At 35.2% G+C, this 16667-nt stretch carries 17 protein-coding genes, 2 tRNA genes and 1 pseudogene; 7 read left to right on the top strand and 13 right to left on the bottom strand.

What is annotated here, in order from left to right:
* Window positions 1-13: 13 nt before the first annotated feature.
* From rplJ to ABWU36_RS04645, 11 genes are all read right to left on the bottom strand, one after another.
* The gene (rplJ, locus tag ABWU36_RS04695) at window positions 14-532 is read right to left on the bottom strand and encodes a 50S ribosomal protein L10 (protein WP_253307300.1); all 519 of its coding nucleotides are present in this window, start codon (window positions 530-532) and stop codon (window positions 14-16) included.
* 12 nt (window positions 533-544) lie between these two features.
* Entirely contained in the window at window positions 545-1198 is a 654-nt protein-coding gene (gene rplA, locus ABWU36_RS04690) for a 50S ribosomal protein L1 (protein WP_353273073.1), read from the bottom strand.
* 4 nt (window positions 1199-1202) lie between these two features.
* Window positions 1203-1643, bottom strand: a complete 441-nt coding sequence (locus ABWU36_RS04685) for a 50S ribosomal protein L11 (protein WP_253307298.1) — start codon at window positions 1641-1643, stop codon at window positions 1203-1205.
* 2 nt (window positions 1644-1645) lie between these two features.
* Window positions 1646-2482 carry a transcription termination/antitermination protein NusG gene (nusG, locus tag ABWU36_RS04680; RefSeq protein WP_309166466.1) on the bottom strand — a complete coding sequence of 279 codons (837 nt, stop codon included), beginning with the start codon at window positions 2480-2482 and terminating at the stop codon, window positions 1646-1648.
* Complete coding sequence (secE, locus tag ABWU36_RS04675) at window positions 2472-2672, bottom strand: preprotein translocase subunit SecE (RefSeq protein WP_205517846.1); 201 nt, start codon at window positions 2670-2672, stop codon at window positions 2472-2474. Before secE ends, nusG begins: the two co-directional genes overlap by 11 nt.
* Before the next feature lie 19 nt (window positions 2673-2691).
* Window positions 2692-2764 (bottom strand) — tRNA-Trp (locus ABWU36_RS04670).
* A 13-nt stretch (window positions 2765-2777) separates the two neighbouring features.
* Window positions 2778-3950, bottom strand: a complete 1173-nt coding sequence (gene tuf, locus ABWU36_RS04665; RefSeq protein WP_353273072.1) for an elongation factor Tu — start codon at window positions 3948-3950, stop codon at window positions 2778-2780.
* 11 nt (window positions 3951-3961) lie between these two features.
* A complete protein-coding gene (gene fusA / locus ABWU36_RS04660; protein WP_353273071.1) occupies window positions 3962-6034 on the bottom strand; it encodes an elongation factor G in 2073 nt (690 codons plus the stop codon).
* Window positions 6035-6055: 21 nt separating this feature from the next.
* Window positions 6056-6535, bottom strand: coding sequence for a 30S ribosomal protein S7 (gene rpsG / locus ABWU36_RS04655; RefSeq protein WP_253307294.1), 480 nt, complete (start codon window positions 6533-6535; stop codon window positions 6056-6058).
* Between the two features lie 5 nt (window positions 6536-6540).
* Window positions 6541-6915, bottom strand: a complete 375-nt coding sequence (gene rpsL / locus ABWU36_RS04650) for a 30S ribosomal protein S12 (RefSeq protein ID WP_006279787.1) — start codon at window positions 6913-6915, stop codon at window positions 6541-6543.
* A 783-nt stretch (window positions 6916-7698) separates the two neighbouring features.
* A tRNA-Arg gene (locus ABWU36_RS04645) sits at window positions 7699-7775 on the bottom strand.
* A 148-nt stretch (window positions 7776-7923) separates the two neighbouring features.
* On the opposite strand from ABWU36_RS04645, the gene ABWU36_RS04640 reads away from it, so the two are divergent.
* The 7 genes from ABWU36_RS04640 (at window position 7924) to ABWU36_RS04610 (ending at window position 13798) form a co-directional block, all read left to right on the top strand.
* Window positions 7924-8652, top strand: coding sequence for an ABC transporter ATP-binding protein (locus ABWU36_RS04640; RefSeq protein ID WP_253309408.1), 729 nt, complete (start codon window positions 7924-7926; stop codon window positions 8650-8652).
* A 173-nt stretch (window positions 8653-8825) separates the two neighbouring features.
* Window positions 8826-8993 (top strand): twin-arginine translocase TatA/TatE family subunit, encoded by a 168-nt coding sequence (locus tag ABWU36_RS04635; protein WP_006013840.1) that lies wholly within the window; start codon window positions 8826-8828, stop codon window positions 8991-8993.
* A 289-nt stretch (window positions 8994-9282) separates the two neighbouring features.
* A complete protein-coding gene (locus ABWU36_RS04630; RefSeq protein ID WP_253309409.1) occupies window positions 9283-10377 on the top strand; it encodes a hypothetical protein in 1095 nt (364 codons plus the stop codon).
* Between the two features lie 226 nt (window positions 10378-10603).
* Entirely contained in the window at window positions 10604-11260 is a 657-nt protein-coding gene (locus ABWU36_RS04625; RefSeq protein WP_264735898.1) for an exopolysaccharide biosynthesis protein, read from the top strand.
* An 89-nt stretch (window positions 11261-11349) separates the two neighbouring features.
* Complete coding sequence (locus ABWU36_RS04620; RefSeq protein ID WP_264687737.1) at window positions 11350-12006, top strand: exopolysaccharide biosynthesis protein; 657 nt, start codon at window positions 11350-11352, stop codon at window positions 12004-12006.
* Window positions 11999-13372 (top strand): cysteine--tRNA ligase, encoded by a 1374-nt coding sequence (cysS, locus tag ABWU36_RS04615; RefSeq protein ID WP_253309411.1) that lies wholly within the window; start codon window positions 11999-12001, stop codon window positions 13370-13372. Before ABWU36_RS04620 ends, cysS begins: the two co-directional genes overlap by 8 nt.
* A 6-nt stretch (window positions 13373-13378) precedes the next feature.
* The gene (locus ABWU36_RS04610) at window positions 13379-13798 is read left to right on the top strand and encodes a DedA family protein (RefSeq protein ID WP_253309412.1); all 420 of its coding nucleotides are present in this window, start codon (window positions 13379-13381) and stop codon (window positions 13796-13798) included.
* An 85-nt stretch (window positions 13799-13883) separates the two neighbouring features.
* On the opposite strand, the gene ABWU36_RS04605 is transcribed toward ABWU36_RS04610, so the two are convergent.
* Complete coding sequence (locus tag ABWU36_RS04605; RefSeq protein ID WP_353273070.1) at window positions 13884-15161, bottom strand: ankyrin repeat domain-containing protein; 1278 nt, start codon at window positions 15159-15161, stop codon at window positions 13884-13886.
* Window positions 15158-16487: pseudogene (locus tag ABWU36_RS04600) on the bottom strand (IS110 family transposase). The gene ABWU36_RS04605 and the pseudogene ABWU36_RS04600 overlap by 4 nt, the downstream one beginning before the upstream one ends.
* Between the last annotated feature and the right edge of the window lie 180 nt (window positions 16488-16667).

The raw sequence follows: 16667 nt of genomic DNA, 5'->3' as shown, positions 1-16667 counted from the left end.
CTTAACAACAAATTTATTTTTTAGAACTATAATAATCCAAAACTCTCATAAGCCTCATAGAAGATGAATTAATAGACAACGCCAATCGAGCAGGAATATCATAAGATATTAAACGCATAATTTTAACACGCAACTCATCCAAAGAAGGCAACTTAGCCAGTTTATTAACATCTTCCACTGTTAACAATTCATTTATATGAGCCGCGCAAATCACAGACATTTTTTCTTTGTTAGCATTAATAAAATCAACTATTAACTTTGCAGCTTCTACTATGCCACTAGAGTATATAATAGCAACAGAACCAGAAAATTTGCCTGATAAATAAGAAAATTTACCAGTCCTTTCCAAAGCCAAGCGCGCTAGAGTGTTTTTAACTACTAATACCCCACCTGCTATAGACTTCAGGCTATTCCTCAGAGTTAATGAATCATTAGCATTTATAGATTTAAAATTTACTAATATCAAGAAATCATTATTTACAAATACGTTTATTGTGCTCTGTATAAATTCATCCTTATTTTTACGCTTCACGGTATCACTCCCTTAAATTATATCTTCCACTTTGCTTATCTTATAAGCTTCACCCATAGTTGAATTTAAAAAAACACCCTTAAAGTAAATTCCTTTCGCAGAAATAGGTTTATTATCTTTAATTACTTTAAGAAAGGCTTTTAAATTTTCTAGCAAGTCATCAATATCAAATTTAATATTTCCTAATTTACCATGAATAACACCATTTTTATCTGTTCTAAATTTTATCTGACCAGACTTAATGGTTTTAATAGCTTCTGCAATGTTAGAAGTCACAGTACCAAATTTAGGGTTAGGCATCAGCCCTTTAGTACCCAATATTTTTGCAATAGGAGTGATTTTTGCCATAAAATCAGGAGTAGTAATGCACCAATCAACATCTAATTTTCTACCCTTTTTTATTTCTTCAACTAAATCCTCTCCTCCTGCAATATCAGCACCAGCTTTTTCAGCTTCTAATAAATGTTTATCTTGAGCGAAAACAGCTACTTTAATATTCTTCCCGATACCTTTAGGCAAAACTACTGTACCACGCACCTGCTCTTCAGATTTACGTGAATCTACGCCTAAATTGACTGCAATATCAACTGATTCATTAAATTTTGCTGAAGCAGACTCAATAATCTTCTTCAAACACTGCTTAGGATTATCATTATATGTATTCATTTACCTAACCTTCCACAACTTCTATACCCATAGATTTTGCAGTGCCTACAACCATTTTCACTGCTGAATCTTCATTATCCACTTTCATATCAACCATCTTGCACTTTGCCACTTTAATTATAGCAGACATAGGTAATTTAGCCACTAATTCTTTACCAGGATTACCAGAACTTTTACTTAATTTAGCCTCCTGCTTAAGTAAATAAGCCACAGGTGGACCGCTGACAGTAAAATCATGAGAGCGATCATCCTTTATGGAAATTCGCACTGTTACTAAATCGCCTACTTTATAATTAGCGTTAGCAGCGCTAGTAACTTTATTAAAAGCTTCACAAAACTTAGGAACAGGTATACCACGTGGACCAAGTACTGAAGCAATTTTCGGTCCTGGAATTGCTTTCCCAGCTTCCATAAGTAAGTTAATCTTAGCAACTATAACACTCATAATTAATCCTCTATTTTCTCTACTTGAGCCAGATCAAGCTCTATTATTGTCGGCTTACCTAAAATTGATACTTCCACATTAATAATTTTTTTCTCATCGTTTACCATATTTACCTTACCAGTAAAATTTTGAAAAAGACCATCATTAATTTTCACTTTTTCACCTTTTTCATAACCATAACCTAACTTCTTTGTCTCTTGAGCATTATAAAGTGCATTACACATTGAGTGAATCTCATCATCCAAAATCACCTTTGGAATATTACCATTTTTCAAAAATCCATAAACCTTAAGAGATTTTGGTATATTATTGATAAAATTCAATACTTCATCGCATAAATTCACGTATAAAAAGACATAACCAGGAAAGCATTTCCTTCGTGTAGCAATTTTCTTAGATTTCAACTCTACTTCACTTAGCTCTTCATATGGAATAAAAACTTCCTTAAAGTAACCATTAACACTCAATCTCATAGAATTTTCCAATATATGTTGGCGCACTTTCTCTTCACAATTGGAAGCAACTCTCAAGATATACCATTTATATCTATTAAATTCTTTACACTTTAAACTTATCTCATCATCTGAAATCATCTCAAAATCACCAGATTCGCCACTGCAGAATCCAGGCGTTTGATTCAAAATATTTTTGCTTTCATCACATAGATGCATATATACATACACTTCACATAACTCTTTTATATCAGACTTTGAATTACATACCGTTTGATAAGGAATAAACACTTCCTTAAAATAAACAGCATTACTTACCAATTCGCGTATATTTTGCTCATATCCATAATCAACTCTAATGATATACCATTTATATTCACATTCCATAAATAATTCCAAATAAAGCCTTAATTACGTAAAGAGACATAAAATCCACAAAACAGAAGAAAATCGAAAAGCATAATATAACAATCATCACAACAAATAGAGATGATAACACCTCCTGTTTCTTTACCCAAGCAATTCTTCGTATTTCTTGCTTTATATCATAGAAAAAAACACACAAACTTTTTAACATTTTCACCACAACATTAATGCAGGAGCGATAGGAATTGAACCTACAACCTCTGGTTTTGGAGACCAGCGCTCTACCAATTGAGCTACACTCCTATAACTCAAACTCTCACTCCAAAATTTCAGAAACAACACCAGAACCAACAGTTCTACCGCCTTCTCTTATCGCAAAACGCAATCCCTTATCCATTGCTATCGGTACTTGCAATTCTACTTCTACACTCACATTATCTCCTGGCATTACCATCTCCTTCCCATCTAGCAATTTTATGCTCCCAGTTACATCCGTTGTCCTTAAATAAAACTGTGGCTGGTAATTCGCAAAAAATGGTGTATGCCTTCCTCCTTCCTCTTTCTTTAATATATAAACCTCCGCCCTAAACTTTCTATGCGGCGTTATCGTCCCCGGTTTTGCTAATACTTGCCCTCTCTCCACTTCTTCTCTTTTTGTTCCTCTTAACAATATTCCTACATTGAGTCCTGCACTCCCCTTATCCAGCAACTTCTTAAACATTTCTACACCTGTGCATATCGTCTTTTGCGTCGCTTTCAGACCTATTATCTCTATCTCTTCTCCCGTCTTTATCTCTCCCTTCTCTATCCTTCCTGTTACCACCGTTCCTCGCCCCGATATCGAAAATACATCCTCGATTGGCAATAAAAATGGTAAATCCACAGGCCTTGGTGGAACCGCCACATACTCATCTAACTTTTCCATCAATTTATCTATTGATTTCTTTCCATATTTGCTACTGTCATCCTCCAGCGCTTTCAATGCAGACCCCACTACCACAGGCACTTCATCCCCTGGAAATCCGTATTTATTCAGCAATTCCCTCACTTCCATTTCTACCAAATCTATCATATCAGCATCAGCAACATCAGCTTTATTTATATACACCACGATATATCCAACACCTACCTGCTTCGCTAGCAATATATGCTCTCTCGTTTGTGGCATTGGCCCATCAACCCCCGACACTACCAATATCGCCGCATCCATCTGTGCTGCACCTACTATCATGTTCTTTACATAGTCAGCATGTCCAGGACAATCAACGTGTGCATAATGCCTTTTTTCCGTCTGATACTCAACATGCGCTGTTGCTATCGTTATCCCCCTTTTCCTTTCTTCTGGCGCCTTATCTATCTGATCGTACGCTACAAAATTTCCATAATGCTTTGTTATCGCCGCTGTTAACGTTGTCTTCCCATGATCCACATGTCCTATTGTTCCCACATTTACATGCGGCTTTCCAAATGCTTCCACTACTGCTGTCATAATTATTACCCTTAATTATACTTTAACTTTAACTCATCAACCACATATTGTGGTACTTGTTCATAATAAGAAAAATGCATACTATACTGAGCTCTTCCCTGAGATATAGAACGCAAAACATTTATATAACCAAACATATTCGCAAGAGGTACGAAAGCAAGAATTATAGTGCTACTATTATGCGTTTCCATACTTGAAACTTGCCCCCTTCTGCTATTTACATCGCCCATGATATCGCCCATATACTCTTCAGGCGTAATGATTTCAACTTTTATTATAGGTTCTAACATTTTTGGACCAGCTTTATTTGCCATCTCTTTAAAAGCACCTTTAGCAGCAAGTTCAAAAGCTAAAGGACTAGAATCAACTTCATGAAAAGCACCATCAATAAGGGTAGCCTTAAAATCAATAACCGGAAAACCAGAGATCATGCCTCCTTCTTTTATCAACTCTAAACCATTTTGTACACCAGGAATATATTCTTTTGGAATTGCACCACCTACAATTTTACTTTCAAATTGAAACCCAGAACCAGGCTCAAGAGGTTCAAATATAATCTTTACTTTTGCAAATTGGCCAGCACCGCCGGACTGTTTTTTATGAGTATAATCAATTTCAACAGATTTAGTGATAGTTTCACGATATGCAACTTGAGGCGCACCGACGTTAGCTTCAACGTTAAACTCGCGCTTCATTCTATCAACAATAATCTCAAGATGCAGCTCACCCATGCCTTTCAATATAGTCTGTCCACTCTCCGCATTTACTGACATTCTTAAAGAAGGATCTTCTGCAACCAATCTATTTAAAGCAACACCTAATTTTTCCTGATCTGAAGTAGTTTTAGGTTCCACAGCAATTTCAATAACAGGCTCAGGAAATTCCATACGCTCTAATAATATAGGAAAATCAGGTGAACATAAAGTGTCACCAGTAATTGTTCTCTTTAATCCAACTAAGGCAACTATATCGCCAACTTTAGCTTCGTTTATATCTTCTCTGTTATTTGCATGCATAAGCAGCATTCTGCCAATTCCTTCAGTCTCATTTTTTCCCGCATTTAACACAGCGGATTTGGATTTTAACTTACCGGAATAAATACGAATAAACGTCAAGCTGCCTACAAACTTATCCGTCATCACTTTAAACGCAAGAGCAACGAATTTCTCTTTTTCTGAAGGTTTGATCTCAATTTTCTTTTCTGAATCTTTAGGATCAGTTCCAACAATTACATCAACATCAATAGGAGAAGGTAAAAAGTCAACCACACCATCTAAAAGTGGTTGTACGCCTTTATTTTTAAAAGCTGATCCACATAATACAGGAACAAATTTTCCTTTGATGGTTCCATTTCTCACGCATTTTTTCAGTAAATCTACTGGCAGATCATTAGACTCAAAGTAAGTATTCATCGCTTCATCATCCATCTCAGCTGCAGCATCTAATAAAAGATTTCGATATTCTTGAGCCTTGTCAAGCAAATCAGAAGGAATATCTTCATAAGAAAATTTAGCACCCAACGTTTCTTCTTGCCATATAATGGCTTTCATAGAAATAAGGTCAATTATACCTTTGAAATCTTTCTCACTTCCTATTGGCAACTGAATGACTAAAGGTGCTGCACCAAGCTTCGTCTTTATCATATCAACACATCGATAAAAATTTGCCCCTATTCTATCCATCTTATTAACAAAGCAGATACGAGGAACGCTATATTTATCAGCTTGACGCCAAACTGTTTCAGATTGAGGTTCAACTCCAGCAACTCCATCAAATACAGCAACTGCACCATCCAAAACCCTTAAAGATCTCTCAACTTCAATAGTGAAATCAACGTGACCTGGAGTGTCTATTATATTGACCCTATGATCATTCCAAAAACATGTTGTTGCAGCAGATGTGATTGTAATACCACGCTCTTTTTCCTGCTCCATCCAATCCATAGAAGCTGCCCCATCGTGCACTTCACCAATTCTATTTTGCTTACCAGTATAAAATAAAATACGCTCTGTTGTGGTAGTCTTACCAGCATCTATGTGAGCCATTATTCCTATATTTCTGTATTTAGATATCCCAATTTCCATATCACAATTAATTAGCTAACATTAAAAACGAAGATGAGAAAATGCCTTATTAGCCTCAGCCATTTTATATTTTTCTTCGCACATCTTAAACGCACCACCGCGTTTATTATAAGCATCCAGTATTTCAGATTGCAAACAATCAACAGTGGTTTTTCCACTCTTTTTTCGAGCAGCAGAAGTTGCTTTAGCAATCCACCTTAACGCTAAAGAAATCGCTCTATCTTGTCGAACTTCAACAGGCACTTGATAAGTTGCACCACCAATGCGTCGAGAACGCACTTCTATAGAAGGAGTAACATTTCCTACCGCTGTTTCAAAAATTGATAACCCACCTTCGCCTATTTTCTTTTCAGCTAAAGACAAAGCGTCATAGATAATCTTTTCTGCAGTAGATTTTTTACCACATTTCATGATTGTATTAATGAAACGCATCAGCAAAACACTGCCATAACGCGAATCAGGACTTATTTCTCTTTTTTTTGCTTTATTCCGACGAGCCATAAATTTTAACCAGATTTCTTTACACCATATTTTGAACGAGCTTTCTTTCGATTTTGCACGCCACGCAGATCAAGGGCACCTCTTATTATGTGATAACGCACACCTGGCAAATCTTTAACCCGCCCACCACGTATCAAAACAACAGAATGCTCTTGTAAATTATGACCTTCACCAGGTATATAAGCTGTCACTTCACCATACCCACTAATTTTTACTCTGGCTACTTTACGGAGTGCTGAGTTAGGCTTCCTAGGAGTTGTAGTATACACCTTAGTGCAAACACCCCTCCTTTGAGGGTTGCTTTCTCCCAAAGCTGGTACCTTTTTCTTATGGGTCAATCCTAATCTACCCTTACGTATTAATTGATTTATCGTAGGCATATGTTATAAATTCAAGCTCATTAAAATAACTAAGTTTTTAGTTATAAAATAATAAACCTCAATAGTCAATATAAAAATAAACATTACTACTCTAATAATTAAGCTCAACTGCTTTGAAAGCCATCAGTAGACTTCTTGCACTACCTCCCAAGCCACAACTGTCATTCAGTAGAAACAAAAAACTTCCTTGACAAACTCCGCCAGCCCCCTTATTATGATAGTAAGGGTATTCATGACTCAAAACTTGTTTTTGACCTGCAGGCTCAATGACAAAATTCAGTAAAAAACTTAGGGTATTTTTTGGCGGATTACATAAAATTATAGCGGCTGCATGTCTTTTTTATTTTTTCTACATTCAGCCAAATCGCGCTTATTTTAAGCGTTAGCACATTATTACAGCGCCAGTTTAAATTATTATAGGGTCAAAACTCGCACCACGGGAGTTCTTTGCCTTTTTTTTCTGCCTGGTAAATTTCTTAAATATTTATAACTAAACGACAACCGTCATCCCTGTAAAGGTCAAGTATCCCGCTACGTGTTAGCGGGATCTATGCTAAGAGATACCGCGAATGAATCGCGGTATGACGGTTCGTGGCGGTATGACGGTTCGCGGTGGCATGACGATAACCTCGTCATCCCGCTGCTTGTTAGCGGGATCTATGCTAAGAGATACCGCGGCGGTATGACGTAGGGGTTGCCAAGAACTTGTCATTCCAGTGCTTGACACTGGAATAGGTGTGTGTATTTGTGAAAAAAAATCTCCATGAAATTTGTGAAGCAATGTGGTGGGACTAGTGCGATTCGAACGCACGACCTTCGGATTAGGAGTCCAACGCTCTATCCTGCTGAGCTATAGTCCCGTGTTTCCTACCATTTATGTAAAGTTATAGCAAAAAATCCTTCTCTTTTCTAGATTTCTTGCATAACCAATTTATGACGACAAGAAACATTTCTGTACTTCTTGAGTATAATGCTATTATATTTAATAACATGGTTTAAGTAAGATTAATGCTAGTTAACAACATTGGTTATTTCTATAACAATCAAGACGACTTTGCTTTAAGCAATATAAACATTAAAGTAAAAAAAGGAAGTGTTGCATGTTTATTGGGGCATTCTGGCTGTGGCAAGTCAACAATTTTGAAATTAATTGCAGGGATAGAAAATCCAAAATCTGGAACTATTTTTATAAATGATAGGTTAGTTGCAAGCAATAAGGCATCAGTCGCTATAGAGCATAGAAATATCGGATTGATTTTTCAGCATTCTGCATTATTTCCTCACAAAACAGTAGTAGAAAATATAACCTTTGCTATCCGCAGCTCTTCCAAGAGAGAAAAGCACCTAATTGCATTGGAAATCTTGAAGTTACTCAATATAGAAAAATATGAAAATATGTACCCTAACGCCTTATCTGGAGGACAGCAACAATTAGTTGCAATAGCAAGAGTGATGGCACAAAACCCTGATGTTGTGTTGTTAGATGAACCATTTTCTAATTTGGATATACTGCTCAAGTGCCGAATAAGACAACATATATTGTCCCTTTTTAGAAGTAAAAATATCCCTGTGCTAATGGTAACTCATGACCCGCAAGAAGCATTGAAAGTTGCAGATTTTATCTACGTAATGAAAAATGGTAAAATTATTCAATCAGGAGTTTCTAGCGATATATACCATAGGCCTAAAGATGATACGCTAGCAAAGTTTTTTAGTGAGCTCTCCTCTACTCTATAGTTAAGCGAAAAGTTTCCACTTATTCGCTGCAAGAAAACAATCTAATTTGGAATTGTTATAAAATAATTAAAAAACCTTGATTTATAATTAAATAAAGGTGATATAATCTATGTGTTACTTGACTTCAGTCAAGTTTTAATATTTAAAGGTCAATATTTTAAATGGAGGTGAAAATGAGTTTAGGACCATGGCAATTGTTTCTAGTCTTAATAATAATTTTAGTTCTGTTTGGTGCAGGCAGATTACCGCAAGTTATGGGTGATTTAGGAAAAGGCATCAAAAACCTTAAACAGGAGCTTAAGGACTCAGAAAAATTATCGTCTAATGAACCAGATCGTTAGCGTCCTCATACTTCGTGACACGCACTAAGGTGCGTGTTACTCACTTAAAGCATCAATTATTTTTCAATCTTTCCGCTTAAGCTGTTGCGTCTGCTTCACCTTCCTCTGAATTCATAATTTTTCTAATATTGTTAAAATGCTTTATAGAAATTTTCGCGGTCACTTTATATAGCATACAAACAAGTCTTGTAGTGAAAATTTAAAAATACAATCATTATTATTAATAAATTTTTATACATACTATACTGATAATGTAAGAGTAAATTTATTTAAATAGTGAGGTACGAAAATGAGTAAAAATAACAATCAACAATACAAAAACTATTCTGAAGATTATAATGGTAAAATAGGTATTAACACTAATGGACAAAAGTTTCAATTAATCAAAAATAACTCAAATCCTGTATACAATTATGAAGTTCGTGATATGGATGGGAATCATATATATAACATTAGAGAACAATGTATACCAAAATTCTTTAATAAGATATATAAGCCTTCAGAGTCAAAGATCTTTGACAAAGCACCAGAAACTATAGAGGAAGTATTACCAAAAGTATTTTCATTCCAAGATGAAGGTATAAAATATAATATAAGGTATGATGACATGTCATCACAAGAGAAGTTCCAAATTCAAAAGGACATTCATGCTGCTTATGAAAATTTTAAAAAATTGTTTGATGTAAACAAACCTGAAACAACTTTAAATTTAGAAGTTAATGTTTTTAACAACAAGAATGATTACCAGAAATATAATGAATTAGCTGGCATTGACGCAGATAATGCTTATGGTGCAACTGATGGTAAAGCGATAGTAGTATACAAATTTGCCGGTATGGACTTTGTTTTAGGTCATGAGCTGGGCCATGTGTTCCAAAATGAGCTATTAACAAGTATGAAGAATTCATTAGACCCTGAATTAGTTGGAAATTTAATTGGGAGTCAAGTAGAAAAAGAAAACAAAAAAGATATAGATAGTGGAGAGATAAAAGAATATCAAACTGAAGAATATGAAAATCCAGCTCATAACAAGGCATTAGAGCTTAGAGAAAGCAATGAAGATGATAAAAAAACAAATATAGTGGAGGAAGAGGAAACAGAAGGAGATACACTATATAATAACAAAGAACTCTATAGAGAAAAAAGAGAAGTGCAAAAAGAAACCGCTAAGCTAGATGATAACACAGAAGAAAGTCAATCTACACAAACGAGTGAACCTGGTGTATTTTCATCTATTGCATCTATTTTTAGAAGTTTTATATCATGGATATGGGGCACAGAAGAAGAAAGTGAATCTATCGAATTATCACAGAGTTCATTGTATTCTGATCCATTAAGTGACGAAAGTCATTATTCACAGTCAGATACTAATGATATACTATAACTTTTTTTTATAGGTAGTTTAACCCTTGCGTGTAACCCAAAAAACACGCAAGGGAAAACTGTATTGCATTGATGCTGTAACAAACAACTTCATTTGCACCAACTGCAAGTATAATGACAAAATTACGATTGTACTTTAACTCTAACAATTAACAATAATAAATGTATATTGAAATACAGCAATAATTACGTTAGTTTAAAAGGAATAGTTTGATTAAAGGATAATTGTGCAAAAAAGTGAGAAACTAACTAAAGATAAAAAACTAGCTTCTGATATTCTAAAAGAGGTTGCAGATACCAATAACAATGATAGCGATAAAGTAACTTTGTTTGACATTAAAACAGCTTTGCATGAGCGCGGTTTTGGTATTTTAATAATCATCTTCTCCTTGCCGCTATCGGTGCCTATACCGGTTCCACCTGGTTATACAACTATTCTTTCTATACCTTTAATCTTATTCTCACTGCAGCTTCTATTTGGATTTGATTCTCCTTGGATGCCCAGTTGGCTAGAAAGAAGGTCTTTTCAGCGTTCAACACTAGCTCTTGTGGTAGAGAAAACTTCCCCTGTATTAGAAAAAATAGAAAAATTCATGAAGCCAAGACTATCTTTCATTTTCTATGGGCCTGGTGAGAAGATTCTGGCTTTTATGATGTTGCTTTGTGCAATAATAATAGCTCTTCCATTACCTTTTACTCACTTCCTTCCTGCAATTGGCACAACTCTTATTTCACTTGGTATTATGAGTAAAGACGGGTTTCTATCCATATTGGGAGTTTTAGTGTCATTGTGTGCGTTGTTGCTTACTCTTGTTGTAATAGTCAAAGGACCACAACTTATAACCGGAGCACTTTCTCTTCTTAAAAGCTTTACAACACTTTAACAAAAGAATGAAGTACTAGCGCGAAATGAATATGCATATTGAAATAAAACAATAATTGTGTTAAGAATTACTTTTATCAAGGGTTTTTCGTGTCACAAAATGATAAGTTGACTAAAAGTGATAAACTAGCTTCTGATATTCTAAAAGAGGTTGCAGATACCAATAACAATGATAGCGATAAAGTAACTTTGTTCGATATTAAAACAGCTTTGCATGAGCGCGGTTTTGGTATTTTAATAATCATCTTCTCCTTGCCACTATCGGTGCCTATACCGGTTCCACCTGGTTATACAACTATTCTTTCTATACCTTTAATCTTATTCTCACTGCAGCTTCTATTTGGATTTGATTCTCCTTGGATGCCCAGTTGGCTAGAAAGAAGATCTTTTCAACGTTCAACACTAGCTCTTGTGGTGGAGAAAACTTCTCCAGCATTAAGAAAAATAGAAAAATTCATGAAGCCAAGAATGTCTTTTATTTTCTATGGGCCTGGCGAAAAAATTTTAGCTTTTGTAATGTTGCTTTGTGCATTATCAATAGCTCTTCCATTACCTCTTACCAACTTTATTCCTGCAATTGGTACGACTCTTATTTCACTTGGTATTATGAGTAAAGATGGGTTTCTATCCATATTGGGAGTTTTAATATCATTGTGCGGACTATTGCTTACTCTTGTTGTAGTAGTCAAAGGGCCACAACTTATCATTGGGGCATTTTCTTTTCTCAAAAGCTTCGTATATGGTTAGGCTTTACAACACCTTAACAAAAAAAAAGGAACTTTTTACACCAATCGATAAAGATCATGTGAAAATGTATGTTTGCGGACCAACAGTATATGACACAGCACATATAGGCAATGCACGGTCTGTTGTTGTGTATGATGTGTTATTTCAGCTACTTAAGTTTTGTTATGGCAAAGTTACCTATGTGCGTAACATAACCGACATTGATGATAAGATAATCAATGCAGCAAGTGAGAAAAATAGCAACATAGAAAGTATAACCACATATTACATTAAAGCTTTTCATGATGATATGGAAAGCATAAATTGTAAAGAGCCAACACACGAACCAAAAGCAACGGAAAACGTAGATTATATTATAGAATTAATTGAACATTTACTGCAATCAGGCCACGCTTACGAGTCTGACAAACACGTGTATTTTAATATAGAATCTTACCATGAATATGGTGCTTTATCAGGAAAAAAAACTGATGAATTGGTTCCAGGTAGCAGAGTTGAAGTTAATGAAAATAAAAAGCACCCTGGAGATTTTGTACTGTGGAAGCCTGCAAGTGATATTGACTACAAACTTTCAAGTTATTGGAATAGCCCATGGGGAGAGGGCAGGCCTGGATGGCATATAGAATGCTCAGCAATGTCATATGCTTATCTTGGCAAAGATTTTGATATTCATGGTGGCGGCATAGATTTACAATTTCCTCACCATGAAAATGAAATTGCACAGAGTAAGTCTGCATTTGCTGGATCAATGTTTGCAAAATACTGGATACATAACGGCTTTCTTACAGTAAGTGAAGAAAAAATGAGCAAGTCCTTATTTAATATAGTCAAAGTAAGAGATTTGCTAGATAGTGGAATAAAGGGTGAAGTAATACGCTATGCACTGCTCAAAACTCACTACAGAAAACCACTTGATTGGACAGAAAACGTTATTTCTGATGCACAGGAAACCTTAAATAAATTTTATCGGTTATTACGTGGCTTAGATACAACGAATATTGATGAAAGTAACGCAGAGATTTCTAAAGATTTTATAGACGCTTTAAAAAACGACTTAAACATTCCTGAAGCTCTAGCTATACTGCATGAAATGGCTGCAAAAATTAACAAAATGAGTAATGAAAGTGAAAAGCTTAAATTAACTGAGAGTTTTGTTAAGAGTGCCAGATTTATTGGTCTTCTTGAGTCAAGTTATCAAGAGTGGTTTGCTGTGGATGTAAATCATCAAGAAATAGAAAGGTTGATAGACTTAAGAAAAATTGCAAAAAAAAATAAAAATTACGATACTGCAGACAAAATAAGGGATCAGTTGAAACAAATGGGGGTTACAATTTCTGACAATGAAGATGGTACAACAACTTGGTAAACTTATATGGAAGATTACTTTCTGCTGTTTAAAGATAGCCTATTATCATCGTTAATCTTGCCTATACACCAAGGCTTTATGTTTGAAGCTATGCTGTACTTTAGATCACATCACAATCTACTACTTATGTTATTTTTTGGAGTACTAGGATCAAGCCTTGGTGGAATAGTTAACTGGTATTTAGGTAGAATAACAATCTTAATGCGAGAATCATACCACAAATTAGAAAACGAATATACAATGCCAAAAGTTACAAAAAATTTGCTAATTTTTGCAACTTTATTACTTTCATGGGTGCCAGCACTTGGAAGTGTGATTCAAATTTTATCAGGTTATTTCAAGTTAAACCTTTATATCCTTGCCCCTTTAATCATTCTATCTAATTTCTTCTATTTGTTATATCTAATACTTACTTTTGGAGTATAACAGCTATAGTACTACAGCTATTAAAGCCCACTTCTGTCATCCTATGCCCTGATAGAAGCGGAGCTATAAATTAAATGCAAAATTTCTAGTAGTCATAGGATGCACCATGAGCTAAAAGCAATTCCACAAGCTCTTGGTGGTCATCAGCGGCATAACCTAATACTTTCATTCCCCAATTATTTCTAGCATTAACATTTGCATTGTGTTTTAGTAATACCATAGCTATATCAACTTTTCCCATCAGAACAGCATGATGTAGTGGTGTTTTGCCATCTTTATCCTTAGCGTTGACATTGGCACCTTTTTCGATAATGTACTTCACCACCTCCAAGTTTTTTCCTATAATAGCATAGTGTAACACTGTTGCTCCCTCATCATTTTCAGCATTAATATCTGCATTGTGTTCTAGTAGCACTTTAGCTATATTAACTTTTTCTCTGATAGCAGCAAGATGTAATGGAGTATTGCCAGCTTTGTTCTTGATGTTAGCGTTAGCACCTTTGTCCGCAAGATATTCCACTACCTCCAACTTTCCACAAAAAGTTGCCATATATAATGGAGTATTACCAATACTATTCCTAGCGTTAATGTCAGCACCTTTGTTAACGAAGTACTTAACTATATCCAAGTTACCATTCTCAGCAGCAACGTGTAATAGAGTCATACCATCTTTATCCTCAGCACTTAAATAAGCTCCTCTTTTAACGAGATATTCCACTACTTCCAAGTTTCCACCTTTAGCAGCCATATGTAATGAAGTCCCACTGTAAAATATTCCTTTAGCCTCAGCATTAATATCTGCACCTCTTACAACAAGATATTCCACTATCTCCAAATTTCCATACAAAGCAGCCATATGTAATGGCGTACTACCACATCCATCTTTAACGTTCACATCAATACCTTTCTCAATGAAGTACTTTACTGCTTCTAAGTTTTCATACTCAGCAGCCACGTGTAATGGAATTAAACCGTCTTTATCTTTAGCGTTGATATCTGCGTTTTTTTCAACAAGATATTCTATTACATTCAAGTTTCCACCATAAACAGCTGAATGTAATGGGGTAATATTATACTTATTCTTAGCATTAAGAACACAACTAAATCTATCTGAATGTTTTTCTTTTATATGCGTTAGTATTCCTTGAATTGCTTCACAGTCACTATTTTCAGCTAGTAAATGTAATATAGTACTTTTGTGCTCACAATAAATAGAACTAAAATAAAAATCATCAATCAACCTACTGTGCTTACTTGCATGTCCCCAAATAGATGCAACATGAATAAAATTATCTATTACTAAATCACTGCCGTTTATCAATTCCAGAACTTTTCTTAAGGTATCTTCTCCTAAGAAACTCACTCAACTAACTCTTCTTGTTGAACTAATATGTAGCCAAATTCGCTCGCTTTTTTGATCAAATTTTTTACAGTTCTATCTTTATAGCGTGTTTCATAGTATTCCATTCCTTTTTCTACATATTCCTGTCCGTATTTGAGCATACTATAAAATATGCATGCCATTTTTCTTGCAGTAGCTGTTATTGCTTTTGGTGCTCCTAGTCGTTTTTTCAATCTTCTGTAGTATGCACCCAACGCACTTTTACTATTTCCTACAGAATGAGCAGCTATTCGCAAAGCATTCGCAGCACGGTTAATGACTTTACGTGTTCTTGTGTTAAACACTTTTTCCCCTGTAACTTTATTAGCAGGACTGAGTCCCAACCACGACGAAAAGTGCTTTTCTGTTGGCCATTTACTATGGTTTATACCAACTTCTGAAATTATGGTTTGTATACTTAATACATCAAATCCAGGAATTTTAGTGAAATCCATACCAGTTATTCGGTGCAGTTCCTCATACAAAGCAAAGCTTGGCTTACTTTTGCTATTTTTATTCTTTTGCTTACTTAGCTGTTTGCTTTCACAAGACTTTGTTTCAAACGTTTTATAATAGGCTTCAATATTTCTATCACATTCTGCTATTTTTTCTTGATAAATATTATATAATTCAAATTCTTGCTTTAGCGTGAATAAGTGTTCCTCTCTATAGTCACCAGCTAACGCTTTTGCAATAGTAGACTGATCATTTTTCATTCGCACGTCCCTGAATTCTGCTAATTTTTCAGAATCTCTTTCGCCTTCAATTATAGCTTCAATGATTTTCATACCAGTTATCCCAGTAATATGACTAATAACCTTGTGTAATTGTATATTCATTTGAATTAATGCCTTCTGCATACGCAGAATATGTGTAGATGCACTTTCAGTGAGATTTTTGCGTTGCCGCACGTAACTGCGCAATACACACATCTGATTATCTGGCCTAAACGATCCATGAAGCAGTCCGTAGCTATGCAGTTGTTGGAGCCATTGGCAATCTTGAACGTCAGACTTCCTACCAGGTACATTCTTTACATGCCGTGCATTTTACCTCGAATTTGTATGACTCAAGTATTTGAAATAAAGGAATCCAGTATACTCCTGTTGATTCCATAGCTACTGTTGTAACTTTACACTTTTTCAACCACTGTGCTAAGTTATGAAGGTCTTCAGTAAAGCAGCCAAATTTCTGAACGCGTTGTTCATCTCTTCCTTCAGGTACACACACATAGTGTACAGCTGAACCAATGTCTATTCCTGCTGCATTAGGATTCACTATTTCTAATTTACTTTTTGCTTTTTTCATGGTAACTCCTACATATAATTTGTAATAGGGAAACGCTTCAGCTTGGAACGGTTGATAGTACAATCTCCTAACCGAGGTAGTCTAAATGACTCCATCAATGATTTGACCGTTCCTTCCAAAACCATGCTTGCATACGGGCACTTAGGCACCATTGAAAATGTCGGTCATAACTGCAGAGGC

Origin of the sequence: Wolbachia endosymbiont (group A) of Portevinia maculata, assembly GCF_964028525.1 — a bacterium.
Taxonomy (GTDB): domain Bacteria; phylum Pseudomonadota; class Alphaproteobacteria; order Rickettsiales; family Anaplasmataceae; genus Wolbachia.
Note: the sequence above shows the minus strand (reverse complement) of the source record. Positions and strands in the feature narration are given on the sequence as shown.